The sequence below is a fragment of the Pseudomonas fluorescens genome, from assembly GCF_019212185.1.
Taxonomy (GTDB): Bacteria; Pseudomonadota; Gammaproteobacteria; order Pseudomonadales; family Pseudomonadaceae; genus Aquipseudomonas.
In genome coordinates, this window is the sequence record NZ_CP078138.1 from 1,768,035 (window position 1) to 1,789,904 (window position 21,870).

Annotated in this window: 25 protein-coding genes; 17 read left to right on the forward strand and 8 right to left on the reverse strand. The window is 61.0% G+C overall.

The window, feature by feature from the left end; all coding sequences use genetic code 11:
• Positions 1–8 precede the first annotated feature (8 nt).
• The 5 genes from KW062_RS07820 to KW062_RS07840 all read left to right on the forward strand — a co-directional run bounded on the left by KW062_RS07820 (position 9) and on the right by KW062_RS07840 (position 5,012).
• Positions 9–1,658 (forward strand): phosphoethanolamine transferase, encoded by a 1,650-nt coding sequence (locus tag KW062_RS07820; RefSeq protein WP_027619237.1) that lies wholly within the window; start codon positions 9–11, stop codon positions 1,656–1,658.
• 70 nt (positions 1,659–1,728) lie between these two features.
• Positions 1,729–2,412, forward strand: coding sequence for a class I SAM-dependent methyltransferase (locus KW062_RS07825; RefSeq protein WP_105754303.1), 684 nt, complete (start codon positions 1,729–1,731; stop codon positions 2,410–2,412).
• Between the two features lie 117 nt (positions 2,413–2,529).
• The gene (rnd, locus tag KW062_RS07830) at positions 2,530–3,663 is read left to right on the forward strand and encodes a ribonuclease D (protein WP_105754304.1); all 1,134 of its coding nucleotides are present in this window, start codon (positions 2,530–2,532) and stop codon (positions 3,661–3,663) included.
• Positions 3,660–3,953: a YcgL domain-containing protein gene (locus KW062_RS07835; RefSeq protein ID WP_027619234.1), complete on the forward strand. Its 294-nt coding sequence runs from the start codon at positions 3,660–3,662 to the stop codon at positions 3,951–3,953. The genes rnd and KW062_RS07835 overlap by 4 nt, the downstream gene beginning before the upstream one ends.
• A 126-nt stretch (positions 3,954–4,079) precedes the next feature.
• On the forward strand, positions 4,080–5,012 hold the full coding sequence (locus KW062_RS07840; RefSeq protein WP_027619233.1) for a D-2-hydroxyacid dehydrogenase: 933 nt from the start codon (positions 4,080–4,082) through the stop codon (positions 5,010–5,012).
• Positions 5,013–5,050: 38 nt separating this feature from the next.
• Here KW062_RS07840 and KW062_RS07845 read toward each other — a convergent pair whose 3' ends face one another.
• Positions 5,051–5,644 carry a nitroreductase family protein gene (locus tag KW062_RS07845; RefSeq protein WP_027619232.1) on the reverse strand — a complete coding sequence of 198 codons (594 nt, stop codon included), beginning with the start codon at positions 5,642–5,644 and terminating at the stop codon, positions 5,051–5,053.
• A 278-nt stretch (positions 5,645–5,922) separates the two neighbouring features.
• Here KW062_RS07845 and KW062_RS07850 point away from each other — a divergent pair, with 278 nt between their 5' ends.
• Complete coding sequence (locus KW062_RS07850) at positions 5,923–6,372, forward strand: YcgN family cysteine cluster protein (RefSeq protein ID WP_027619231.1); 450 nt, start codon at positions 5,923–5,925, stop codon at positions 6,370–6,372.
• A gap of 39 nt (positions 6,373–6,411) precedes the next feature.
• Positions 6,412–7,635, forward strand: coding sequence for a hypothetical protein (locus KW062_RS07855; protein WP_105754305.1), 1,224 nt, complete (start codon positions 6,412–6,414; stop codon positions 7,633–7,635).
• 34 nt (positions 7,636–7,669) lie between these two features.
• Here KW062_RS07855 and KW062_RS07860 read toward each other — a convergent pair whose 3' ends face one another.
• Both KW062_RS07860 and KW062_RS07865 read right to left on the reverse strand, forming a co-directional pair.
• On the reverse strand, positions 7,670–8,047 hold the full coding sequence (locus KW062_RS07860) for a YgaP family membrane protein (RefSeq protein ID WP_027619229.1): 378 nt from the start codon (positions 8,045–8,047) through the stop codon (positions 7,670–7,672).
• A gap of 78 nt (positions 8,048–8,125) precedes the next feature.
• Positions 8,126–8,596, reverse strand: a complete 471-nt coding sequence (locus KW062_RS07865; RefSeq protein WP_027619228.1) for an RNA methyltransferase — start codon at positions 8,594–8,596, stop codon at positions 8,126–8,128.
• Between the two features lie 310 nt (positions 8,597–8,906).
• On the opposite strand from KW062_RS07865, the gene KW062_RS07870 reads away from it, so the two are divergent.
• Positions 8,907–9,506 (forward strand): DUF4433 domain-containing protein, encoded by a 600-nt coding sequence (locus KW062_RS07870; protein ID WP_158261838.1) that lies wholly within the window; start codon positions 8,907–8,909, stop codon positions 9,504–9,506.
• Positions 9,507–9,511: 5 nt separating this feature from the next.
• Positions 9,512–10,654 carry a type II toxin-antitoxin system antitoxin DNA ADP-ribosyl glycohydrolase DarG gene (gene darG, locus KW062_RS07875; protein WP_218277052.1) on the forward strand — a complete coding sequence of 381 codons (1,143 nt, stop codon included), beginning with the start codon at positions 9,512–9,514 and terminating at the stop codon, positions 10,652–10,654.
• Between the two features lie 214 nt (positions 10,655–10,868).
• On the opposite strand, the gene KW062_RS07880 is transcribed toward darG, so the two are convergent.
• Both KW062_RS07880 and KW062_RS07885 read right to left on the reverse strand, forming a co-directional pair.
• Positions 10,869–11,243, reverse strand: coding sequence for a YajD family HNH nuclease (locus tag KW062_RS07880; protein ID WP_027619223.1), 375 nt, complete (start codon positions 11,241–11,243; stop codon positions 10,869–10,871).
• A gap of 51 nt (positions 11,244–11,294) precedes the next feature.
• Positions 11,295–11,981: a hypothetical protein gene (locus tag KW062_RS07885; protein ID WP_027619222.1), complete on the reverse strand. Its 687-nt coding sequence runs from the start codon at positions 11,979–11,981 to the stop codon at positions 11,295–11,297.
• Positions 11,982–12,092: 111 nt separating this feature from the next.
• Between KW062_RS07885 and KW062_RS07890 the strand changes: the two genes are divergently transcribed.
• On the forward strand, positions 12,093–12,383 hold the full coding sequence (locus KW062_RS07890; RefSeq protein WP_027619221.1) for a hypothetical protein: 291 nt from the start codon (positions 12,093–12,095) through the stop codon (positions 12,381–12,383).
• On the opposite strand, the gene KW062_RS07895 is transcribed toward KW062_RS07890, so the two are convergent.
• Both KW062_RS07895 and KW062_RS07900 read right to left on the reverse strand, forming a co-directional pair.
• On the reverse strand, positions 12,380–12,850 hold the full coding sequence (locus KW062_RS07895; protein WP_105754307.1) for a cyclic nucleotide-binding domain-containing protein: 471 nt from the start codon (positions 12,848–12,850) through the stop codon (positions 12,380–12,382). The genes KW062_RS07890 and KW062_RS07895 overlap by 4 nt on opposite strands.
• 4 nt (positions 12,851–12,854) lie before the next feature.
• Entirely contained in the window at positions 12,855–14,909 is a 2,055-nt protein-coding gene (locus KW062_RS07900) for a S9 family peptidase (RefSeq protein ID WP_105754308.1), read from the reverse strand.
• A 100-nt stretch (positions 14,910–15,009) separates the two neighbouring features.
• On the opposite strand from KW062_RS07900, the gene KW062_RS07905 reads away from it, so the two are divergent.
• The 3 genes from KW062_RS07905 to KW062_RS07915 are packed head-to-tail and all read left to right on the forward strand — an operon-like array spanning position 15,010 to position 16,867.
• Entirely contained in the window at positions 15,010–15,507 is a 498-nt protein-coding gene (locus KW062_RS07905; RefSeq protein ID WP_027619218.1) for a hypothetical protein, read from the forward strand.
• A gap of 29 nt (positions 15,508–15,536) precedes the next feature.
• Positions 15,537–16,313: a class II glutamine amidotransferase gene (locus tag KW062_RS07910; protein ID WP_027619217.1), complete on the forward strand. Its 777-nt coding sequence runs from the start codon at positions 15,537–15,539 to the stop codon at positions 16,311–16,313.
• 11 nt (positions 16,314–16,324) lie between these two features.
• On the forward strand, positions 16,325–16,867 hold the full coding sequence (locus tag KW062_RS07915) for a DUF2937 family protein (protein ID WP_027619216.1): 543 nt from the start codon (positions 16,325–16,327) through the stop codon (positions 16,865–16,867).
• A 15-nt stretch (positions 16,868–16,882) separates the two neighbouring features.
• Here the strand turns inward: KW062_RS07915 and KW062_RS07920 are convergent, their stop codons facing one another.
• Positions 16,883–17,800 (reverse strand): LysR family transcriptional regulator, encoded by a 918-nt coding sequence (locus tag KW062_RS07920; protein WP_027619215.1) that lies wholly within the window; start codon positions 17,798–17,800, stop codon positions 16,883–16,885.
• A 142-nt stretch (positions 17,801–17,942) separates the two neighbouring features.
• Between KW062_RS07920 and KW062_RS07925 the strand changes: the two genes are divergently transcribed.
• The 4 genes from KW062_RS07925 to KW062_RS07940 are packed head-to-tail and all read left to right on the forward strand — an operon-like array spanning position 17,943 to position 21,665.
• Entirely contained in the window at positions 17,943–19,235 is a 1,293-nt protein-coding gene (locus KW062_RS07925) for an MFS transporter (protein WP_027619214.1), read from the forward strand.
• Positions 19,236–19,291: 56 nt separating this feature from the next.
• Complete coding sequence (locus KW062_RS07930; RefSeq protein WP_105754309.1) at positions 19,292–20,044, forward strand: 5-oxoprolinase subunit PxpA; 753 nt, start codon at positions 19,292–19,294, stop codon at positions 20,042–20,044.
• Positions 20,041–20,745 (forward strand): 5-oxoprolinase subunit PxpB, encoded by a 705-nt coding sequence (gene pxpB / locus KW062_RS07935; RefSeq protein WP_105754310.1) that lies wholly within the window; start codon positions 20,041–20,043, stop codon positions 20,743–20,745. The genes KW062_RS07930 and pxpB overlap by 4 nt, the downstream gene beginning before the upstream one ends.
• Entirely contained in the window at positions 20,742–21,665 is a 924-nt protein-coding gene (locus tag KW062_RS07940) for a biotin-dependent carboxyltransferase family protein (protein ID WP_105754311.1), read from the forward strand. The genes pxpB and KW062_RS07940 overlap by 4 nt, the downstream gene beginning before the upstream one ends.
• Positions 21,666–21,870 lie beyond the last annotated feature (205 nt).

The following is a 21,870-nucleotide window of genomic DNA, read 5'->3' on the forward strand; positions in this document are numbered from 1 at the left end:
GACCTCTCATGTTTAAAATCAAAGCCGTGCGCCCGGAATGGGTGACGTTGATTGCCAGCGCGTTATTGTTGGCGGGATTCAATTCCGTGCTCTGGCAACACCTGTTCGAAATCACCAGCAGCGATGCCCAGGGCATTGGCATGCGGGTGGCGTTCGGCGTGATGATTCTCTGCGCATTCAACATCGTCCTGACCTTGCTGGCCGTGCGTCCGCTGTTCAAACCGCTGTTGACCCTGATGTTCCTGATCAGTGCCGGTGTGGCGTATTTCATGGGTCAGTATGGGGTCTTGATCGATGCCGGCATGTTTCGCAACTTTGCCGAAACCAATGCCACTGAAGTCCGGGACTTATTGTCGCTGAAGTTGCTGGCTTACATTTTATTCCTCGGCGTATTGCCCTCTTGGCTGTTGTGGAAAACCCCCATTATTTATCGTCGCTGGCACCGCGAGTTACTCAGTAAAGTGCTGGCCGGTGTGGCGTCCGCTGCGGTGATTGGCGCAGTCGCGTTGGTGAACTATCAAGGGCTGTCGTCATTGTTTCGCAATCACCACGAGTTGCGCTTAATGGTGGTGCCCAGTAACTACATCGGCGCGTCCGTCGGTTACCTGCGCGAACAGGTGAAGTCGGCCAGCCAACCCTTCGTCAAAGTCGGTGAAGATGCCCAGCGCAATCCCGTCTGGCAGACGCACGGACGCAAGTCCCTGACCGTGCTGGTGGTGGGCGAAAGTGCCCGCGCCGAGAACTTCGGTGTCCTCGGTTATGAGCGTGACACCACGCCGAAACTGAATAAGGAAGCCGGCCTGATCGCCTTCACCGATGTGCATTCCTGCGGTACTGAAACCGCAGTCTCGGTGCCCTGCATGTTCTCCAACATGGGGCGCAAGAACTACGACGCGAGCACCGCGAAGAATGAAGAAGGTCTGCTGGATGTGCTTAAACGCGCCGGGCTGGACGTCATCTGGCGGGATAATCAGTCCGGCTGCAAGGGCACCTGCGACCGCGTCACCGTGGAGAATGTCAGCAACCTCAAGGATCCGGCCCTGTGTGCCAACAGTGAATGCCGCGATGAAATCCTTCTGCAGGGCTTGCAGCAATTCATCGACAATCTCGACAAGGACACGGTGTTGGTCCTGCACCAGATGGGCAGCCACGGTCCTGAATACTTCAAGCGTTATCCGAAGGAGTACGAACGCTTCACGCCTGTGTGCGAAAGCAATGCACTGAACAATTGCAGCCGGGAAAGTATCGTGAACGGTTACGACAACACTCTGGTCTATACCGACCATGTGCTCTCAAGTCTGATAGACGTGCTGCGCAGCAATCAGGAGAAAGTCGACACCGCCATGCTCTATCTGTCCGATCACGGCGAGTCGCTGGGCGAGTACAACCTGTTCCTGCACGGCACGCCTTATATGTTGGCCCCCGAGCAGCAAAAGCATGTGGCGATGCTCGCCTGGTTTTCCGACAGCTACCAGAAGTCGTTCTCGGTCGACACCCATTGCCTGCAGCAGAGTCGGGAAAAACCTTTGAGCCAGGACAACCTGTTCCACTCGATGCTGGGACTGCTGGAAGTGAGCAGCAAGGTCTACAACCCTGATCTGGATATGTTTGCCCGATGCCGTGGCACGGTGGTCGATGGTGTCCTGGCCAAGGATTGAGTGCTACAGCGTTGCTCGCAGGCCAGCTACGGAGCTGGTTTTGGTAGATACCTTACAAGAGTCGCCCGTCATGTCCGCCCACCCCCCATCCTACATCGAGCGTGAATTCGCCGAGCGTCATGGCCAGCAGTACAGCTGTGCCTGCGTGGAGCCGCAGCCCCAGGGTTGGCGCCAGCGCCTGGCTCGCTGGCGCAGCGAGCAGTTGCTGCGCAATGCCCTGGATGAAGCGGGCGAGCCAGGGCTGGTGCTCGATGTCGCCTGTGGGGCGGGGCGTTTTTGGCCGGTGCTGGCGGAGCACGGTAATCGGGTGATCCTCGCCGCCGACCAATCGAACGAGCGCCTCAACCATGCCCGCACCCATCATTCAGCGAGCCTGCTGGCGCGCATCCGCACGTTCCAGAGTTCGGCGTTTGCCATTGGCCTGCCAGCCAATGCGGTGGACTGCATTGTCTGTTCGACGCTGCTGCAATACTTGCCTGGTGCCCAGCACCGGCTGGCCCTGCTTCAAGAGTTTTACCGGGTCAGTCGCGATACCCTGATTGTCAGTGTGCGCATCGAAGGACGCCTGCAATGGGTGGGCGATCAGTCGGCGGCGGCCGGGCTGACGGCGACTCAGCCGCGGGCCCGGGTGGATAAACACACCCTGGAGGCCGAGTTCAGGGCGGCAGGCTTCGAGATCCAGTCCCATCAGGACATGTTTCCAGGCATTGCCGCGCCACGGGTCTACGTCCTGCGCAAAGTCAGTCAGGACTGATGGGGCGAACTACGCTTACCCCTCAACCGTTGATTTCCTGCACGCTCGCGCTCAGTGGATGCGCGGAAATCGTCGGGGGCGATATATACTGCGCGCCATTCATCAAGGGAGAGCCGTGTGGCCATCGATATTCACTGGATTCGCGACAACGATAGCCTCGGTCAGTTTTGCGCCCAATGGCAGCAACTGCCGTTCGTCGCCCTCGATACAGAATTCATGCGGGTCGACACGTTCTACCCGATTGCAGGGCTGCTGCAGATCGGTGACGGCGTGCGCGCCTACCTGATCGACCCGTTGACCATCGACAACTGGCAGCCGCTGGCGGCCTTGCTGGAAAACCCGGCGGTGCTCAAGGTGCTGCATGCCTGCAGCGAGGACCTCGAAGTCCTGCTGCGCCTGACCGGCAGCCTGCCCGCGCCAATGTTCGACACGCAACTGGCGGCGGCTTACCTCAACCTCGGTTTTTCCATGGGCTATTCGCGCCTGGTCTCGGAAGTCCTGGGCATCGACCTGCCCAAGGGTGAGACCCGTTCCGACTGGCTGCAACGCCCGCTGTCCGAGACCCAGATCAGCTACGCCGCCGAAGATGCCCTGCACTTGGCGCAGGTGTTCGTGCAACTGCGGCCGAAACTCTCGGACGAAAAGTTCGCCTGGGTCCTGGAAGACGGCGCCGAGCTGGTGGCCAACCTGCGCCGGGAAACCGATCCCTACGAGGTCTACCGCGAGGCCAAGCTGGCCTGGAAACTGTCCCGTGCGCAACTTGCGGTGCTGCGTGAACTCTGCGCCTGGCGCGAGCGCGAGGCCCGTGCCCGCGACCTGCCGCGCAACCGCATCGTGCGTGAGAACGCCTTGTGGCCGCTGGCTCGCACCCAGCCGGACAATCTCTCGGCGCTGGGCAAAATCGAAGACATGCACCCGCGCACCGTGCGTCAGGACGGTGAGTTCCTGCTGGACTTGATCAAGCGGGCCGGCAGTGTTTCGCCCGATCAATGGCCGCCCGCGATCCCCGAGCCGCTGCCTATCGAGGCCACGGCCCTGATCAAGCGCCTGCGCGCCCTGGGTCAGGCCGAGGCGGAGCGCTTGAACGTCGCCCCGGAACTGATGCTGCGCAAGAAAACCCTCGAGGCCCTGCTCAAGAGCGGTTTCCCCGAGGGTCCTTACCAATTGCCCGAATCGCTGCGTGGCTGGCGCCGCGAATTGATGGGCCAGGCCCTGCTCGACAGCCTGGCCACTGCAGGAGAACAGCCTTGAAACGTATCTGCTCGATTTACCGCAGCCCGAAGAGAAACGAAATGTACCTTTATGTGCTCAAGAGCGATGCCCTTGAGCGCGTGCCGGAAACCCTGCTGTTAGCGTTCGGCAAACCGTCGCATGCTTTTGACCTGGTGCTGAGCCCCGAGCGCAAGCTCTCGCGTGAAGACATCGCGGTGGTCCTGGAAAACCTTGAAACCAAGGGCTACCACCTGCAAATGCCGCCCGCCGAAGACGAATACATCGAGCACCTGCCTGAAGAGTTGCTGCGACGTAACGATCCGGTTTGACGGGAACATGCACCGGCCCTGTCCAGGGCCGGATGCACCCATGGCACCGATTATCCTGGCAGAGGCCGCGAACCGGGGAGCACACTCCGGTGGCGGCCTTGTGTACTGTTTTTAAAGGTTTGAACCATGCGCGTTCTGATTGCCGAACACGACCATGCGGTCTACGCCCAACTGCTGAGCCAGCAGGCTCCCGAATTGCAGGTGCTGACCAGTGGCGACTCCGCAGAACTGGCCAACCTGGCCGCCGACTGCCCGGTGTGGCTGGGTCAGCCGGACTTGCTGGCGAACCTGCTGCGCCAGGGCCATGCCCCGCAGTGGATGCAGTCGACCTGGGCCGGCATTACGCCGCTGCTCGCCGAAGGCTTGCCACGCAACTACCGCCTGACTCGGGCGGTGGGGATTTTCGGCCAGGTCATGGCCGAATACGTGCTGACTTACATGCTGGGTCACGAGCGCGAAGTGCTGGCACGCCTGGTCAGCCAGGTCGAACGCAAATGGGACAACCGCCAGGGCGTGAGCCTGAGCGGACGCAAGGTGCTGATTGTCGGCACCGGCGATATCGGCCAGAGCGTCGCGCAATTCCTCCAGCCGTTCGGCGTCGAGTTGTACGGGGTCGCCAGCGCGCCGCGTGAGCAGGCACCGTTCATTGAAGTGGCAGGACTGGCAGACCTCGGTCGGCTGGTGGGCGAGGTCGATTACGTGGTCAACCTGCTGCCCAACACGCCGAGCACCCACGATCTGTACGACGCGGCGCTGTTCCAGCGATTCAAGCCCAGCGCCTTGTTCATCAATGCCGGACGCGGTGTCGCGGTGGTTGACGCAGATCTGGTGACAGCCTTGAAAGAGGGCCATCTGGCGGGCGCGGTCATCGACGTATGTCGTCAGGAACCTTTGCCGCAGCGTCATCCGTTCTGGACCGCCTGGGGCCTGTTGCTGACCGGCCACAGCTCGGCACCGACTTCACCGACGCTGATGGTCAAGCTGTTCCTGGAAAACCTGCGCGCCTACAAAGCGGGCGAGACGTTGCGCGGTGCCGTGGATTTCGATCGCGGCTACTAGTGTGACGGGCGCGCGAGCAGGCTCGCGCGCCTCATTCCTTACAGGCTGAAATCGCCTTCGGCGGCCAGCTCGCTCAGCGGTTTGCGCGGGCTTGGTACTTCACGGGCCTGCAGGTACTCGGCCAGCGACGCCTTGTCGCCCAGCTTGCCAATCGCCACCGCGGCGTGCAGCGCATAACCTTCTGGAATATTCAGCTCGCTGCGGGTCAGCTCCTGGTCGAAGCCGGCCATGCCGTGGGTGTGCCAGCCGCTGATGGACGCCTGCAGAGCAAGGTGGCCCCAGGCCGAACCGGTGTCGAAGGTGTGCCACAGGGCCGGGGTTTCAGCGTCGGCGCCCGGCGCGGTGAAGGTGGTCTTGGAAATCACAATCACCAGGGCCGAGGCGTGCTGGGCCCAGCTACGGTTGAATTCGTTGAGCAGACCCAGGTAGCGCTGCCAGTTTGGCGTGTCTCGACGCGCGTAGAGAAAGCGCCAGGGTTGCGAGTTGTAGGCCGATGGCGCCCAACGCGCGGCTTCGAAAAAGCTCAGCAGGGTTTCTTCGGGGATGCTTTCGCCGGTGAAGGCGCGTGGCGACCAGCGCTCGGTGAACTGCGGGTCAATGGCGTAATCGGCAACACGTGGGTTAGCGCTCATGGAGGAAATTCCTGAGGTGGATGAAGGGATAAACGAGCAAAAACCGCGGTGCACCAGTTGGCTGGGCAGTGGGGTTTGCCGACCCCTGAAACGTCACCGCAATGCGACGCCGTCGGGCGTTAATGGCAGAGGGGCATGGGGCGTGGTGACTGGCAAAGCTACTTGGCCCGATGGCAACTGACAAGTGCCGGCGTACCGGCAGTCGCCAGCGCTTGGCCCGAGCGGCCTTGGGCACTAGACTGGCGGCCTTTTCTCCACCTGATGCAGATGTTTGAACCATGGCCGCCAAAGTTGAACCCTTCTGGATACGCAAGACCCTCGAGCAACTCGACCCGCAGGAGTGGGAGTCGTTGTGCGACGGCTGTGGCCTGTGCTGCCTGCAAAAGCTCGAGGATGAAGAGGACAACAGCGTCTATTACACGCGCATCGCCTGCAAACTGCTGGATCTGAAGACCTGCCAGTGCAGCGACTATCCTAATCGTCGGGACTCGGTGCCGGACTGCATCCAACTGACGCCGGGCAAGGCCGATGAGTTCAAATGGTTGCCGCCGACCTGTGGCTACCGCCTGGTCAGTGAAGGCAAGGACTTGCCGCTCTGGCATCACCTGGTCTGCGGCGATCGCGATGCCGTGCACCACGAGCGTATCTCGCAGTCCGGGCGCATGCTCGCCGAGGGCAGCGTGCCTGAAGATGATTGGGAAGATCATCTGATTTTTCGCGCAGGCTAAGTCCCGCGCGTTGTACCAATGAGTCACGAAGGAGTGTGTATGGCTGTGCGCTTGCCGTTGGCGCTGTCGCTGCTGGTGCTGAGCCCTTGGGTGTGGGCGGCGAAGAAAGTCGATCTGGATTATCACGTGCGCCTGTTGCCGCAGAGTGATCAGGCCGAAGTGCGCCTGACCCTGGCCCAGGGTTCGGCGGTGCGCAGCCTGGATTTCGATCTGGCCGACGGCAGTCGCTACAGCGATTTCAAGGCCGATGGCCAATGGCAACTGACGCCGGGAAAGGTCACCCGTGGGCTGTGGCGCCCGGCGGCGGACAAGGCCAGCCTGACCTACAAGGTGCGCATCAGCCAGCCACGCAAGAACAACACCTTCGAAGCGCGCATGACCCCAAGCTGGGCCTTGCTGCGCGGTGACGATCTGGTGCCGGCGGCGCGCCTCGATCAGCAGGACGGCATCGAGTTGGTGTCGCGCCTGGCATTCGAGTTGCCCAGCGGCTGGAAAAGCGTCGAGACCGCCTGGCCGCGCATCGGCAAAAACCGCTTTCGCGTCGACAACGTTTCCCGCCTGTTCGACCGGCCCACCGGCTGGATGCTCGCTGGCAACCTCGGCACCCGTCGCACCCGCTTGGGCGAAACCGAAGTCACGGTCGCGTCGCCACGCGGGCAGGGCATGCGGCGCATGGACGTGCTGACCTTGCTGACCTTTGTCTGGCCGCAGGTACAGGCGGTGTATCCGCGCCATCCGGGCAAGGTGCTGATTGTCGGCGCTGGTGACCCGATGTGGCGCGGCAGCACGGCGGGTTATGAATCGATCTATCTGCACAGCCGCCTGCCGCTGGTCAGCGAAAGCGGCAGCAGTCCGCTGCTGCGCGAACTGGCGCAGATGTTCGGGCGGATCAGCGATGACGACCGCAGTGACTGGATCAGTGAAGGGTTTGCCGAGTTTTACGCGGTCGAGCTGCTGCGCCGTGCCGGTGGCATGAGCGATGAGCGGTATCAGGTGCTGCACGACAACCTGCTCAAGGTCGGTGGGAAAGTCAGCAGCCTGCGCGGCGAACAGGCCAGCGCCGCCCAGGTCGCTCGGGCGGTGGTGTTGTTGCAGGAACTGGATCGCGAGATTCGCCTGCAAACTCGCAACAAACGCTCACTGGACGACTTGCTGCACAGCGTCATGCGCCTGGACAAGGTCAGCACCAAGGAATTCGTGACGCTGGCTGAAAGCATCATCGGTGAGCCGTCGAAAGTGTTGCAGAGCGACCTGCTCAAGTGAGCCGGCCCCCTTGCCGCTGGCAAGGGGGCCGCGATCAGACGCCGGCCTTCGGCGATTTCAGGGAGTCATTGCCGGTGACGGTGGCCGTCTTGGTCGCCGCTTCGGCATTGGCCTTGAGGGCTGCCAGCTCTTCGCCTGCGCGCTCGATTTTCGCCCGCACGTTGTTCATGTCCTGACGGCTTTTCTCCAGGAAACTCTTCGCCGAGCTGTGACCGGTGATGCCCCGCGCCAGCGCGACGCCACCTAATGCCACCTGGATCAGGCCGAATACGCCACCCCGGCGCAGGCCCTTGCCGACCATCATCACGCCGCCGGCCAGCGAGCCGATGCGCTCCCAGCCGTGCACGTTCTGGCTCGGTTGGCTCTGGAATGGCGTGGAGTCGATTCGTTCTACGCGTTTGAGTTCGTGCATCATCTGTCTCCTCTAGGGGCAATGGATATAAGACTGACTGCGCGGCTGTTCGAGTCGTTCAATCGAGCGTGACGGGAATCAGCGAAATTTAGGCCCTGAGCGGGTATTCAGGCCCTTGGCCATGCGGTCGTAGAGCACCACGTTGACCGTGGCCGCGAGGTTCATGCAACCGGTGGTCGGGATGTAGACCACGTCTTCGCACCAGTCGCGGATCTCTTTGTCCAGCGAACCGTCTTCCGGGCCAAAGATATACAGCGCCCGGTCCGGATGGGTGTATTCCGGCAACGCGCGGGCGCCCTCGACCAGCTCGACCGCCACTGGCACGCAGCCCAGCGGCAGGATTTTCTTCAGGTCGTCGATGCCGATCAGCGGGATGTCGTAGTGCACGCGCTTGGTGTCGGTGACGAAATCGGCGGCGCGTTCATAACGCTTGCCGGTGTAGAACACCGACGCCACGCCGTAGCAGCCAGCGGCGCGCATCACCGAGCCGACGTTTTCCGGTGATTTGGGGTTATACAAACCAATGCAGCTGTACCGTTTATCTGCCACGAGCGGGGTGCCTTCGTGTAAAAGAGGGCGATTATACGGGGAATGGGTGGCGGGAGAGCAGATGATGGCGGCAAGCCTGCAACACAAAGTAATTTGGCGAGAATCCATTCAGAGTTGTAAGTCAAATGAGACATACAGATTGAGTGATAATTGTTACCTCAAGCACCTCCGTGGCAAGCTCCGCAGGGGATAACGCGGTTCAACAATCCCCAATCCGAGGTATGCTTGAAGCAGGGTTCTTCCCAGCGGTTAGAGGCGAAATGCCATAACTGAGGTATAGTGCACGGCTTGATATATGGAAGGGATGCCCATGAGCCATCGTGTAGTTGAGCTACATTGCATTATGCCGATCGAGAATCTTCCGTCTGTTTTTCAGCATGGAATTCTGTGTCATGACCGGGCAGAAAAATTTCCTCACAAATCGGTTGCCTTACAGGATATACAAGATCGTAGGGTCGGTAAAACTGTCCCAAACGGTCTGCGATTGCACCAATATGCCAACCTATATTTTTACGCGCGAAATCCGATGATGTACCGAAGGAAGGATGTTCGTCAGGATTTGTGTGTGATTCGTATAAGTCTGGATGTGCTGACGCGTCCGAACGCTGTCGTCAGTGATCAGAATGCGGCCTCCGACTGGGTACGCTTCCACTCATATCCAGACGGAATGGGCAAAATTAATTTCGATTTTATTTTTGCCGATTGGTGGGACGATGAGGACCAGGCTACCGGTTACCGAAAAAAAGCAGTCAAATGCGCCGAGGCCCTCATTCCTGATGCCGTGGCACCGAGTTACATAAACGGCTTTTATGCATGCGATAACGAAACGAAACGCAAGGTTGAGCGCGTATTAGCAGGATTAAACTGGCAGGTACCCGTGACGTCGAATCCTCATCTTTTCTTTAGGTGAATAGCGTGATCAAGGTTCTTATAGGTGACATGTTTCAAAGTGGCGCGCAAACGCTGGTGAATACTGTGAATTGTGTCGGCGTAATGGGTAAAGGTGTTGCGCTAGAGTTTAAAAAGCGCTGGCCTGGCCTCATGCTGGACTATGAGTCGAGATGCGCCAAGAAGCTAGTTGAGCCCGGTGTTCCGTATATGTATACCGATATTCTTGGAACATCTATTGTTAACTTTCCTACCAAGGGTCATTGGAGGTCGGCGTCAAGGTTGTCCGACATTGAGAAGGGGTTGGATATCTTTCTCGAACACTATAAAGCATGGAACATCACGTCAGTCGCATTTCCACCACTTGGCTGTGGAAATGGCGGACTTGAGTGGGGGCTAGTGGGGCCAATAATGTATAAATCGCTATCTAAAATAGACATACCGGTTGTAATTTTTGCTCCTTTCGGAACACCGATTAGTCAGCTCACTGCTGATTTTCTTAGCCCTCAACAGTCGCGACTCTTTCACGAAAGTGAACATAAAGGAACAAGGAATCAAAAACTTAATCCTAATTGGATTGTGCTTTTGGAGGTGCTTTATCAGCTTGAATCGCAACCTTATGCTGCCAAAGTCGGACGCACTATTTTTCAGAAGATATGCCATGCAGTAACAGCTCTGGGGGTTGATACTGAACTCGAATTCAAGAAAGCCAGCTATGGACCGTTTTCGGATCAGGTGCAAAGACTTCTTGGAACCTTGGCAAACGCGAACCTCATCATCGAGGCTCAGTTTGGTAGGATGAATACATTGAAAACGGGGCCTGAATACTTTAATGCGCGCGAAAAATTCAAAGAAGTCTTAGTCGCAAATGACAGTAAAATATCCAAGGCTGTAGACTTGTTTAGTCGAATCAAGAATACGGAGCAGGCCGAAGAAGTTGCGACGGTATTTTATGCTGTGAGTAAATTGAAAGAGGATCAAAATCTCACAACTGTTCCTGAGCGCGAAGTTTTTGATTTCGTACTCGCCTGGAAAAAAACTTGGGATAATGAAACAAAGCGTGAAGCGATTGCTTCCGCAATTCGCAACTTAGCCATTCTAGGCTGGATACGCGTCAGTGCGAGTGAGTGCCTGCCTTTGAGTAAAGAGTATGAAGCCACATCCTGCTAATTTGTAGTCTCGTAGGTATGAGGTCAGAGAAATCAGGATGACTGCTTAATCGCAGCATTTCACCTGCACGCCGTATGTAGTGGAGTTAGACGGGGCAGGTCCCCTCTTCCCGCCGAATGCGAAGCTAACAAAACCCGCCAACAGCGGGTTTTATAGCATCTGAACCATGCAAGGGGTTCTATAGCTTTGAGCTGGCGGGCCAGTTCCTATGCGCTTATTCGTCGTCTTTCTTCATCAATCCGGCCAGGGCGGCAAACGGGTTGTGGGTGGCCTTGGCGATTTTCGGGGTGCTCAGGGAGCCGTCGCCGAAGTACTGCTGGTCGGTGTAGCGCGAGTGTTCGTTGTCGTGGCAGTACAGGCACAGCAATTCCCAGTTCGAGCCGTCCTGGGGGTTGTTGTCGTGGTTGTGGTCACGGTGGTGCACGGTCAACTCGCTCAGGCGCTTGCCGGAGAACTCACGGGCGCAGCGGCCGCAGACGTGCGGGTACATCTTCAGGGCCTTGTCGCGGTAACCCATTTCCCGGTCGCGCTGGGCGTCGGCGAGGATGCGGTCGAGCTTGGCGGTGTTGGTGGGGGTGGACGAACTCATGGGTTCACCTTTGTAGAAAAAGACTAATGACGGTTATACAGGCAGTTTAGCTCAGCCCTTGAGCTTCTCGGCAATCCAGATGGTGTGGCGGGTGCCCCGGTTACCGTGGGCGAACACCTGCACCTCTTCGGCCTTGAAGCCGGCTTTTTTCAGTTTGTCGGAAAACTGCCTGTCGGCGCTGGCCGACCAGACAGCCAACACGCCTTTGGGGCGCAAGGCCTTGGCGCAGGCTGCCAGGCCCGCCGCCGAATACAGCCAACTGTTGGCTTTCTGGGTCAAGCCTTCGGGGCCATTGTCGACGTCGAGCATGATCGCATCGAACCCCTGGGGCTCGGCCTGCAGGACCTTGGCCACGTCTTCCTGGCGGATCACCGTGCGCGGGTCGAGCAGCGGCATGCCGGCTTTCTCCCCCAGCGGGCCACGGTTCCATTCAACGACGCCGGGCACCAGCTCGGCGACCACCACTTGCGCGCCCTTGCCCAAATGCTTGAGCGCCGAGGCGAGGGTGAAGCCCATGCCCAGGCCGCCGATCAATACCCGAGAGTCCGGGCGCCCGGCAACCTTGCGGCAGGGGATCTCGGCCAGGGCATCTTCGGAGCCATGCATGCGGGTATTCATCAGTTGCCCGCCGTCCCCGCCCTGGATCTTGATGACGAAATCCTCGCCATATTCGAACAGGCACAGGGCACCGCCGTTGTCAGGGATCGGGGTGGTGTCGAGCAGAACAAAACGTTTCATGTAACTCTCATCCGGAAAACTGCTTTTTAAACGCAAAAGCGCATTGAGAAGGGCATTCTTGCGCGGTTGGGAGTAGCCTTGAAGTATCCAGCAAGGGCAACGGAGCCATTGATGAAGCGCACCATTCTAACGGTCATTGTGTTGGCCGCGCTCTCGATAAGTGCGGCGCAGGCACAGGAGCTGCAAGCGATCCCGATCACGCCTTCGGCGGTTCCCGGTTCACCTGGCACCGCCACTCCCACGCCGTACCCGCAAATCACCCCCACCGCCGCGCCCAAGAGCGGCAGCGGTTCGGCGAGCAAGTTGCCGTTGCCGCCGATCATCAAGCCCAACCCGCCCAAGGACCAGACGTTGCCCGGCCTTGACCTGCCAGCGCCCAAGGCCAAGTCGCCGGGCGGTTAATCCTGCTGCGCGAGTAATTGCCCGTCGACCATTCGCAGACGCCGCGACAACGACACCGCCAGCGCGCGAATGATCTTCGCGGCAACCTTCGGCGCATCGTTGAGCATTTTCTCCAGCGAGTCCTTGCCCAGGTTGAGCAACTGGCAATGACTCGCCGCCACGCAACTGGCCGAACGCCGTTCGCCGTCGAGCACCGCCATTTCGCCGAACGCGCCTTTGCGCAGGGTGGCGACGGTCACGCGTTGGCCATCGCTGTTGGTTTTCTGCACCGAGACCTGACCGCTGTGGATGATGCACATGAAGCTGCCGGCATCGCCTTCCTGGAAGATTTCTTCGCCGGTGGCAATGCTGCTGATGCTGAAATAACCCGCAGCCGCAGTGAAGTCCGCCGCTTGCAGTTGCGGGAACAGGCCGCAATCCATCAGCCAGTCGCGGATTTCCCGGTTCAGTGAAGTCGGATCAGACATGGTTTCAGGCGATTCCCAGTTGCTTGAAGACAAAGGCGTATTCCAGGGCCACGTCACGCAAACCCTGATAGCGGCCACTCATGCCGCCATGACCGGCACCCAACTCGGTCTTGAGCAGCAGCAGGTGGTCGTCGGTTTTGGTCACCCGCAGCTTGGCCACCCACTTGGCGGCTTCCCAGTACTGCACGCGGCTGTCGTTATAGCCGGCGATCACCAGGGTCGCTGGATAGGCCTGAGGCGTGACGTTTTCGTAAGGCGCATAGGCCTTGATCCGCGCATAGACCTCGGGTTCCTGGGGGTTGCCCCACTCATCGTATTCGGTGACGGTCAGCGGCAGGTCCGGGTCGAGCATGGTGTTAAGCACGTCGACGAAGGGCACTTCGGCAATCGCCACGGCGAACAGCTCCGGGCGCTGATTGAGCACCGCACCGATCAGCAAACCGCCGGCGCTGCCACCGCTGATCGCCAGTTTCGACGATTCGGTGTAGCCCTCAGCGATCAAGTGTTCGGCGCAGGCAATGAAGTCGTTGAAGGTGTTCTGCTTGTGTTCCTGCTTGCCGGCGCGATACCAGGCCTCGCCCAGTTCGCCGCCGCCGCGCACGTGGGCGATGGCAAAGGCCACGCCGCGCTCGAGCAGGCTCAGGCGCGCGTGGGAGAACCACGGATCAAGGCTTTCGCCATAGGCTCCGTAGCCGTATAGATACAACGGTGTCGGCTGGCCGAGGTGTTCGCGCTTGACCACCAGGCTGATCGGCACCTGCGTGCCGTCCGGCGCGGTGGCCCACAGGCGCTGGCTGACGTAGGCATCGGCATCGAACGGGCCGAGCACCGGAGTTTCTTTCAGTACTTTCTGCTCGCCGCTGGCCAGTTCCAGCTGGCGCACTTGGGCCGGACGATTCAGCGCCTCGTAGCGCAGGCGGATCTTGTCGCTGACAAATTCCAGACTGTTTTGCACATACAGGCTGTAGGCCGCGTCCGGCAGTTGCACGCGATAGGCCGGCAAGCTCTGAGGATGCACTTCGATGATCGGCAAGCCGCCAATGCGCAGGCTCAAGGTCATGGCCGTGGCGTTCAGGGTGACGCCGTCGAGCATCACGCTGTCGCTGTGGGGAATCAGGTTCTGCCAGTCGCTTTCGGTAGGCACCACGCCGGTGTCGGCGGCCTGGTACAGGGCAAAGTTGATTCCGTCGCGGTTGCTGCGAATAAACCAGCGCCACTGGTCATCGAGCTTGCCGTGATCGACCTCGTACTCGTGGTCTTCGACCCGTGGCGCCAGGCAGGTGAAGGCCTGCTGTGGCTGTGATGCGTCGAGAGCCCAGACTTCGCTGGTGGTCTTGCTGCCAAGCGCCAGCAGCAACTGGCGCTCGGAGCTGGAACGATAGCAATGCAGGAAGAAACGTCCGTCCGGCTCATGGAACACCTCCTCGGCGGCGGTGCCGTCCAGGCGATAGCGATACAGCTTGTGCGGGCGATGGGTGTCGTCCAGTTCGGCGAAAAACAGCGTCAGGCTGTCGTTGGCCCAGGTCATGCTGCCGTCGCAGTCCTCGAAACTCAGTTCGCTGACCTTGCCGTTGGACAGTTCCTTGACGAACAGGGTGTAGATCTCATCGCCACTGGTGTCGAGGCTGTAGGCCAGGCGCTGGTGGTCGGGGCTGACGCTGAACGCGCCGAGGGAGAAAAATCCGCCGTTGGCCAGGGCGTTGGGGTCGAGCAACAGCTCTTCGGCACTTTCATCGACCTGCTGGCTGTCGTCGGCCGGGCGCGGGCAACGGTAGTGCCGGGCGTATTCGTCGCCGGCGGTGGTACGCGTGTAATACAGATACGGGCCCCAAGGGGAGGGCAGCGACAGGTCGGTCTCGAGGATCCGGCCCTTGATTTCGTTGAACAGGTTTTCCCGCAGCTCGGCCTGGTCGGCAAGCATGGCTTCCTGGTAGGCATTTTCTGCCTTGAGGTAATCGAGCACCGGCGCCGTGTCCCGTTCCTGCAGCCAGGCGTACGGGTCATCGCCGGCGGCCTGGCGGGCAATCGGGGCGCTGGGGACGTGGGCGGACTGGGGCATGGGCAGCTCTCGGCAAGGATGCAAAAAAGGCTTCACGGACGGCGGGGCAGCCTGATCGGTGAAAAGCCGTTATCATAAGCGCCTCTTTGCCTGCCATGCCATGGACACCATGACCGAGAACGACTATCTGATCGCCTGGGGCCTTTACGCCTTTGCCGCTTTGGGCTGCCTGCTGGTGTGGATGCGCATGACCCGCTGGATGTGGCGCTACCTGCGCGAGCCGCTGCGGGTGATCGTCGCCGTGCTGCTGTTCAGCCCGACCATCATCGACCCGGTGAAGGAAAAATTCGCCCCGGCCATCGCCATCACCGCCCTCGACCTGCTGTTCAAGGTCGGCAACAACGCCTGGCGGGCGATTTCCGACCTGTTCATGTACGGCATCATCGCCCTGGGCCTGTACCTGGTGTTCGTGGCGATCCGCCTGCCGATCGAGCGCGCCGCCAATGCCCGTCGACAACAGGCCGCCGCTGCCCAGGCCGCCGCCCGTGCCGCTGATATCGAGGATGACCAGCCCTTCGGTGGTGCCGGCGATGACCGTTACGGTCGTCCACCGGTGCCGAGCAACCCCCAGCGTTCGCGTGTCGAACCCCGTCTCTGACCGTCCTGCATTGATCCGAGAGTTCTGCCATGTGTGAGTTATTGGGCATGAGCGCCAATGTCCCGACCGATATCGTCTTCAGCTTCACCGGGCTGATGCAGCGTGGCGGGCGCACCGGTCCGCATCGCGATGGCTGGGGCATCGGCTTCTACGAGGGGCGCGGCTTGCGCCTGTTTCAGGACCCGGCGGCCAGCTGCGATTCGCAAGTCGCGCAACTGGTGCAACGGTATCCGATCAAAAGCGAAGTGGTGATCGGCCACATTCGCCAGGCCAACGTCGGCAAGGTCTGCCTGTCTAACACCCACCCGTTCGTCCGTGAACTTTGGGGTCGCAACTGGTGTTTCGCGCACAACGGCCAATTGGCGGATTTCCAGCCCACGGCCAGCTTCTACCGGCCGGTGGGCGACACCGACAGCGAAGCGGCGTTTTGCGATCTGCTGAACCGGGTCCGCGAGGCTTTCCCGGAGCCGGTGGAGATTGAGCAACTGTTGCCTATCCTGGTAGAGGCTTGCGCCGAATACCGCAGCAAAGGCGTGTTCAATTGCCTGTTGAGCGATGGCGACTGGCTGTTCTGCTATTGCTCGACCAAGCTGGCGCAGATCACCCGGCGCGCACCCTTCGGTCCGGCGCGCTTGAAGGATGTCGATGTGATCGTCGACTTCCAGGCCGAGACCACGCCCAACGACGTGGTGACGGTGATCGCCACCGAGCCGTTGACCGAAAACGAAACCTGGACGCGCTACGAGCCGGGCCAATGGAGCCTGTGGCGGCGCGGTGAATGCGTCAGCCACGGCCAGACCGAATAGGGAAACTCGCGATGCTGCTCAGTTATTTGCGTCTGGTGCTGTTTGCCGTCGGTCTGTTGGTGGGCGTTCAGGTGCCGGGGTTCATCAACGACTACACCAAGCGTGTCGAAGCCCATCTGATCGAGGCGCAGACCAGCCTGCGCGGCTTCCAGGGCACCGCCGAGCAATTCTTCAAGGGCGACCTGCAAGCGCTGGTGGCTCATTACCGCGCCAGCGAAGACCCGATATTTCGCAGCGATGCCGACAGCCTGAACACCCTGCTGGTGCGCCAGGTGGCCTTGGACAAACAGTTCCAGGCCATGCAGGGCCCGTGGTACATCCGCTTCCTGCAGGTGGTGCTGGCCGCCGATCCGGACATCCGCAAGGAAACCTGGAACGGCTACAGCTACCAGTTGCTGCTGACCCCCGAAGCCATGGGCTGGGGCCTGGGCGGAGCGATGTTGCTGTCGTTCGGCCTGGAGTGCCTGTTCCGCCTGATCGACTGGGTGGTGCTGGGCGGCAAGCGCCTGCGCCAGAGCCGGCCGATCGAAGAGCGCGACTTGCGCGGTCTGTAACCCGCGTCCAGCCGTTCAGGGTTTGGCGAGGACAATATAGTCTTCGCCGACCTTGCGTCCGTAGTCCTGCAGCACCTGTTGGCACAGCTCGACAATCTCCTCGACCCACTCCGCCCCCACCCGCCATGACACCACCACCTGCAGGTTGGGCGGACGCTGGGCGATGTCCAGCAGCACCAGTTCGCCCCGCGCCAGTTCCTCGCTGACCAGCGCCGGTGGCAGTGCGCCGATGCCGAAACCGTCACGCAGCAGGCGGGTGATCGCCGACACCGAGTTCACGCAGTTGAGTCGTGGCGTGAGCACGCCGTTGGCCTGCATCAGGCTGAGGACTTCCTGGTGCGGGTGGGAGTTTTTCGAGTAGGTGATGATCCGCTCCCGGGCCAGTTCGGCGAGGTCGGCGTAGTCGCGGTTGTAGATCGACTGGCTGGCGACGATCCAGCCGATCGGGTGACTGGCCAGTTCCAGGCTGCGGACGTTTTCCTGTCGCAGCAGGTCGGTCTGCAGGGCCAGGTCGAGAAACCCTTTTTGCAGCTGATCGCAGAGGTTGAGCGAGGTGTCCGCCACCAGCTCGATTTCCAGCAGCGGGTAGTGATCGGTGATCTGCGCCACCAACGGACTGAGCCAGGTGTGAATCACCGTGTCCATTACCCCGATGCGGATCCGACCGGCCTTGCTCGAACGGGTTTCCAGCGACTGCTTGAGCGCCTGCATGGTGTCGAGCATGCGCTCGGCATAGTCGAGCACCTTGAGCCCTTCGGGGGTCAGTTTCACGCCCCGCGAATCGCGCAAGAACAGCTTCACCCCGAGCTCGCCTTCGAGCACCGCGATGCGGCTGGAAATCGAAGCCTGGGTGGTGAAGAGCTTGTCGGCGGTCAGGCGGAAACTTTTCAACCGGGCGACCCAGACGAAGGTTTCGAGGAACTTGAGGTTCATGTGATCAACTTTTTCTTATGCCTTGGCGCGGGTTTTATTAGTTGGACGGGCAGGGCGGTGCCATCGAAAAATGTGCCAGGACCCACGATATGCGTCGTAGCGGTCCAGAACAATACCAATAAAAAATCTGCGGAGAATCGCCATGAGTGCGCCCGACACGACCGACGCCATCCAGCCCGCGGTTGGCAGCCGCCCCGGTCCCTTTGACTGGTATCGCAATATCAACCAGCAAGAGCGCCGGACCTTCTGGAGCTGCAAGATCGGCTACGGCCTGGATGGCATGGACACCCAGATGCTCAGCTTCGTGGTGCCAACCCTGATCGCCATGTGGGGCATCACCACCGGTGAAGCCGGCTTGATCCACACCAGCACCTTGATCGCCTCGGCCATCGGCGGCTGGGTCGCCGGCATTCTCTCGGACCGCATCGGCCGCGTGCGCACCCTGCAACTGACCGTGCTGTGGTTTGCCTTCTTCACCTTCCTCTGCGGCTTCGCCCAGAACTACGAACAACTGCTGATTGCGCGGACCCTGATGGGCTTCGGCTTCGGTGGCGAGTGGACCGCCGGCGCCGTGCTGATCGGCGAAGTGATCCGCGCCAAGGACCGTGGCAAGGCGGTGGGCATGGTGCAGTCGGGCTGGGCGCTGGGTTGGGGACTGACGGCGATTCTGTATGCCGTGCTGTTTTCCCTGCTGCCACCGGAGGACGCCTGGCGCGCGCTGTTCCTGTTGGGCATCGTGCCGGCGATTTTTGTGATCTTCGTCCGTCGCCTGGTCAAGGACCCGGAGATCTACCGCGAAGCCAAGGCCAAACAGGAACCGAGCAACCCATCGAAGTTCTACGAGATCTTCGCCCCCGGCATGCTCAGCACCACTATTCGCGCCTCGTTGCTGACCACCGGCGCCCTCGGCGGTTACTACGCGATCACCTCCTGGTTGCCGACCTTCCTGAAAAACGAACGCGGCTTGAGCGTGCTGGGCACGGGCGGCTACCTGGCGATGGTGATCGTCGGTTCTTATGTCGGCTACGTGATCAGCGCCTACTTGACCGACCTGCTGGGGCGCAAAAAGAACTTCATCTTGTTCGCGGTGGGCTCGTTCGCCATCGTCCTGCTCTACACCCAACTGCCGGTGAGCAATGGCGTGATGCTGTGGCTGGGCTTTCCTCTGGGGTTCTTTGCCTCGGGGATCTTCAGTGGCATGGGTGCGTTTCTGACCGAGCTGTTCCCGACGCGGATTCGCGGCTCGGGCCAAGGCTTCTGCTACAACGTCGGCCGGGCGTTGGCGGCACTGTTCCCGTTGCTGATCGGCCTGTTGAGCCAGAAGGTGCCATTGAGTGTAGGGATTGGCGCGTTTGCCGCGGTGTCCTACGGCGTGGTGATTCTCGCCGCCCTGAGCCTGCCGGAAACCCGTGGCAAGCAACTCGACGCGCAGTAGCTGTTAGTCTGCGAGATCTTCGGGCCACACAATAAAAATTCACAGGAGCACTCAACGTGAGCCGCCTGTTATTGAACTGCGACATTGGCGAGAGCTTTGGCAACTGGACCATGGGTCTGGATGCCGAGGTGATGCCGTTCATCGATTGCGCCAACATCGCCTGCGGGTTCCATGCCGGCGACCCGAGCACCATGCGCAAGACCGTTGCCCTGGCACTCAGCCACGGCGTGCAGATCGGCGCCCATCCGGCTTATCAGGATTTGCAGGGCTTCGGTCGGCGTTCGATGGCCTACAGCGCCGAGGAAATCCGCGACCTGCTGCATTATCAGATCGGCGCGCTGGATGGCATTTGCCGGGCGCAGGGCGCTCGGGTGAGCTACGTCAAACCCCACGGCGCGCTGTACAACGACATGATGGCCAACCCGGCGCAGCTGCGCGCAGTGATCCAGGCGGTGGCCGCCTATGACCCGCAACTGCCGCTGATGCTGATGGCCACCCGTGACAACAGCGCGGCCCAGGCACTGGGCGATGAGTACGGCGTGACGCTGTGGTTCGAAGCTTTCGCCGACCGTGCCTATGACGCCGCTGGCCGCCTGGTGTCGCGCAACCTGCCCGGCGCCGTGCATCACGACCCCGCCACTATCGTCGCCCAGGCCCTGACCATTGCTTGTGGCGGTGAGCTGGTCGCCAGCGATGGCAGCGCTTTGCAGTTGCACGCCAACACGCTTTGCGTACACGGCGATAACGCCAGTTCGGTGGCGGCCGTGCAGCGCATCCGCGAAGCCTTGAAGCAGCAGGATGCCTCATGAAGCCACGGATTGAAGTGGTGGCCCTCGATTGCCTGATGGTGCGTCTGTTCGATGAAATTGCTGAAAGCAACATGCCGTGGATGCTCGCGGCCGGCGCTCGACTGCGTGAATCATTTGCCGGGCACTTGATCGATCTGGTGCCGTCCTACACCACGTTGATGGTTCATTACGATCTGCTGGCGCTGAATCCGATGCAGGCGCGGGAGTTGATCGGCCAAGCGCTGGAAGGGCTGCACGCTGATGCCCAGGCCCGAGGGCGCCGGCATGTACTGCCGGTCTGGTATGACCCGAGTGTCGGGCCTGAACTTCACTTGCTGGCGCAACGCAGCGGCCTCAGTGTCGACGAAGTGATTGCCCGCCACAGCGGCCGCGAGTACCAGGTATTCGCCCTGGGTTTTGCGCCGGGTTTTGCCTTTATGGGGCTGGTGGAAGAAGCGCTGGCCGCGCCACGCCTTGATACTCCCCGCAAGCGCGTGGCGGCGGGCAGCGTGGGCATTGCCGAGCGGCAGACGGCGGCTTATCCGTTGGTCTCGCCCGGTGGCTGGAATCTTATAGGGCGTACCCCAGCGAAACTGTTCGACCGCACGCGGGACGGCTACAGCCTGCTGCAACCCGGCGACAGCGTGCGCTATGAGGCAGTCAGCCGCGCCGAGTTCATGCGCCTGGGCGGCGACGACACACCTTTGGAGGTATCGACATGAGCCGCTTAAGCGTTGAGGCCAGCACCGCGCTGTGCCTGTTGCAGGACGGCGGACGCTTTGGCGTGCGGCACCTGGGCGTGACCCAGGGCGGCGCGGCGGACTGGTTGTCGATGGCCTGGGCCAACAACCTGCTGGGCAATCCGTCGGGAGCGGCGGTGATTGAAGTGACCCTCGGCGGCCTGACCCTCGAAGCGCGTGACGATTGTTGCCTGGCCCTGACCGGTGCCGATCTTGGCGCGTTGCTTGACGGCCAGCCGTTGATGCCGTGGCGCAGCTTTATTGTGCGCAAGGGCCAACGCCTGCAGTTCAGCCAGCCACGCCTCGGTGTGCGCGCCTACTTGGCAGCGCCCGGCGGCTTCAATGCGCCAGCGGTGTTGGGCAGTTGCGCGACGGTGGTGCGCGAAGAACTGGGCGGCCTGGACGGCATGGGTCGACCCTTGGCCCGTGGTGCCGAGCTGAGTTATTCGGGGACTGCGCCGAGCCTGCGCGAAGTGCCAGAGGCGCTACGCCCGGACTTCAGCGACACGCAAGGGCTGGACCTGGTGTTGGGCGCGCAACATGGCGAATTCAGCGGGCAAAGCCTGTTCGACGCCTTCAACAGCACCTGGACCCTGGACAGCCGCGCCGACCGCATGGGCATCCGCCTGCTGGGTCCGGCCTTGCAGTACCAGGGCAAACCGATGATCTCCGAAGGCATCCCCTTAGGTGCCGTGCAAGTACCTCCGGACGGCCAGCCGATCGTACTGCTCAACGATCGCCAGACCATCGGCGGCTATCCGCGCTTGGGCGCGCTGACCCCACTGTCCCTGGCCCGCCTGGCGCAATGCCAATCGGGACAAAGGGTGCGTCTGGCGCCGGTGTTGCAGGATACGGCGCATCGGCAGCATGTGGAGTATTTGCAGCGGTTGGGCCGGCGCTAAAATCGCGGCGGTGCCACTGTTCCACAATGGGCCTGGGTGGATGCTGATCTTGTGGTCCACCAGAAACCCTGTAGGAGCCAGCCTGCTGGCGATGGCGGTGTATCAGTCGACATCGATGTTGACTGAACAACCCTCATCGCTGGCAGGCCAGCTCCCACAGTGGACTGAGCTCAACTGATCTTTTGGTCCACCAGAAAACCCTGTG

Coding starts and splice junctions, on each gene's coding strand:
- KW062_RS07840 (WP_027619233.1), top strand. CDS start 4,080: ATGCGCGTTCTGATTGCCGAACACGACCATGCGGTCTACGCCCAACTG.
- KW062_RS07900 (WP_105754308.1), bottom strand. CDS start 14,909: ATGCCCCAGTCCGCCCACGTCCCCAGCGCCCCGATTGCCCGCCAGGCC.
- KW062_RS07910 (WP_027619217.1), top strand. CDS start 15,537: ATGTGTGAGTTATTGGGCATGAGCGCCAATGTCCCGACCGATATCGTC.
- KW062_RS07915 (WP_027619216.1), top strand. CDS start 16,325: ATGCTGCTCAGTTATTTGCGTCTGGTGCTGTTTGCCGTCGGTCTGTTG.
- KW062_RS07855 (WP_105754305.1), top strand. CDS start 6,412: ATGGCTGTGCGCTTGCCGTTGGCGCTGTCGCTGCTGGTGCTGAGCCCT.
- KW062_RS07925 (WP_027619214.1), top strand. CDS start 17,943: ATGAGTGCGCCCGACACGACCGACGCCATCCAGCCCGCGGTTGGCAGC.
- KW062_RS07860 (WP_027619229.1), bottom strand. CDS start 8,047: ATGCACGAACTCAAACGCGTAGAACGAATCGACTCCACGCCATTCCAG.
- KW062_RS07905 (WP_027619218.1), top strand. CDS start 15,010: ATGGACACCATGACCGAGAACGACTATCTGATCGCCTGGGGCCTTTAC.
- KW062_RS07850 (WP_027619231.1), top strand. CDS start 5,923: ATGGCCGCCAAAGTTGAACCCTTCTGGATACGCAAGACCCTCGAGCAA.
- KW062_RS07870 (WP_158261838.1), top strand. CDS start 8,907: ATGAGCCATCGTGTAGTTGAGCTACATTGCATTATGCCGATCGAGAAT.
- KW062_RS07890 (WP_027619221.1), top strand. CDS start 12,093: ATGAAGCGCACCATTCTAACGGTCATTGTGTTGGCCGCGCTCTCGATA.
- KW062_RS07895 (WP_105754307.1), bottom strand. CDS start 12,850: ATGTCTGATCCGACTTCACTGAACCGGGAAATCCGCGACTGGCTGATG.
- KW062_RS07825 (WP_105754303.1), top strand. CDS start 1,729: ATGTCCGCCCACCCCCCATCCTACATCGAGCGTGAATTCGCCGAGCGT.
- KW062_RS07845 (WP_027619232.1), bottom strand. CDS start 5,644: ATGAGCGCTAACCCACGTGTTGCCGATTACGCCATTGACCCGCAGTTC.
- KW062_RS07885 (WP_027619222.1), bottom strand. CDS start 11,981: ATGAAACGTTTTGTTCTGCTCGACACCACCCCGATCCCTGACAACGGC.
- KW062_RS07920 (WP_027619215.1), bottom strand. CDS start 17,800: ATGAACCTCAAGTTCCTCGAAACCTTCGTCTGGGTCGCCCGGTTGAAA.
- KW062_RS07940 (WP_105754311.1), top strand. CDS start 20,742: ATGAGCCGCTTAAGCGTTGAGGCCAGCACCGCGCTGTGCCTGTTGCAG.
- KW062_RS07820 (WP_027619237.1), top strand. CDS start 9: ATGTTTAAAATCAAAGCCGTGCGCCCGGAATGGGTGACGTTGATTGCC.
- pxpB (WP_105754310.1), top strand. CDS start 20,041: ATGAAGCCACGGATTGAAGTGGTGGCCCTCGATTGCCTGATGGTGCGT.
- KW062_RS07880 (WP_027619223.1), bottom strand. CDS start 11,243: ATGAGTTCGTCCACCCCCACCAACACCGCCAAGCTCGACCGCATCCTC.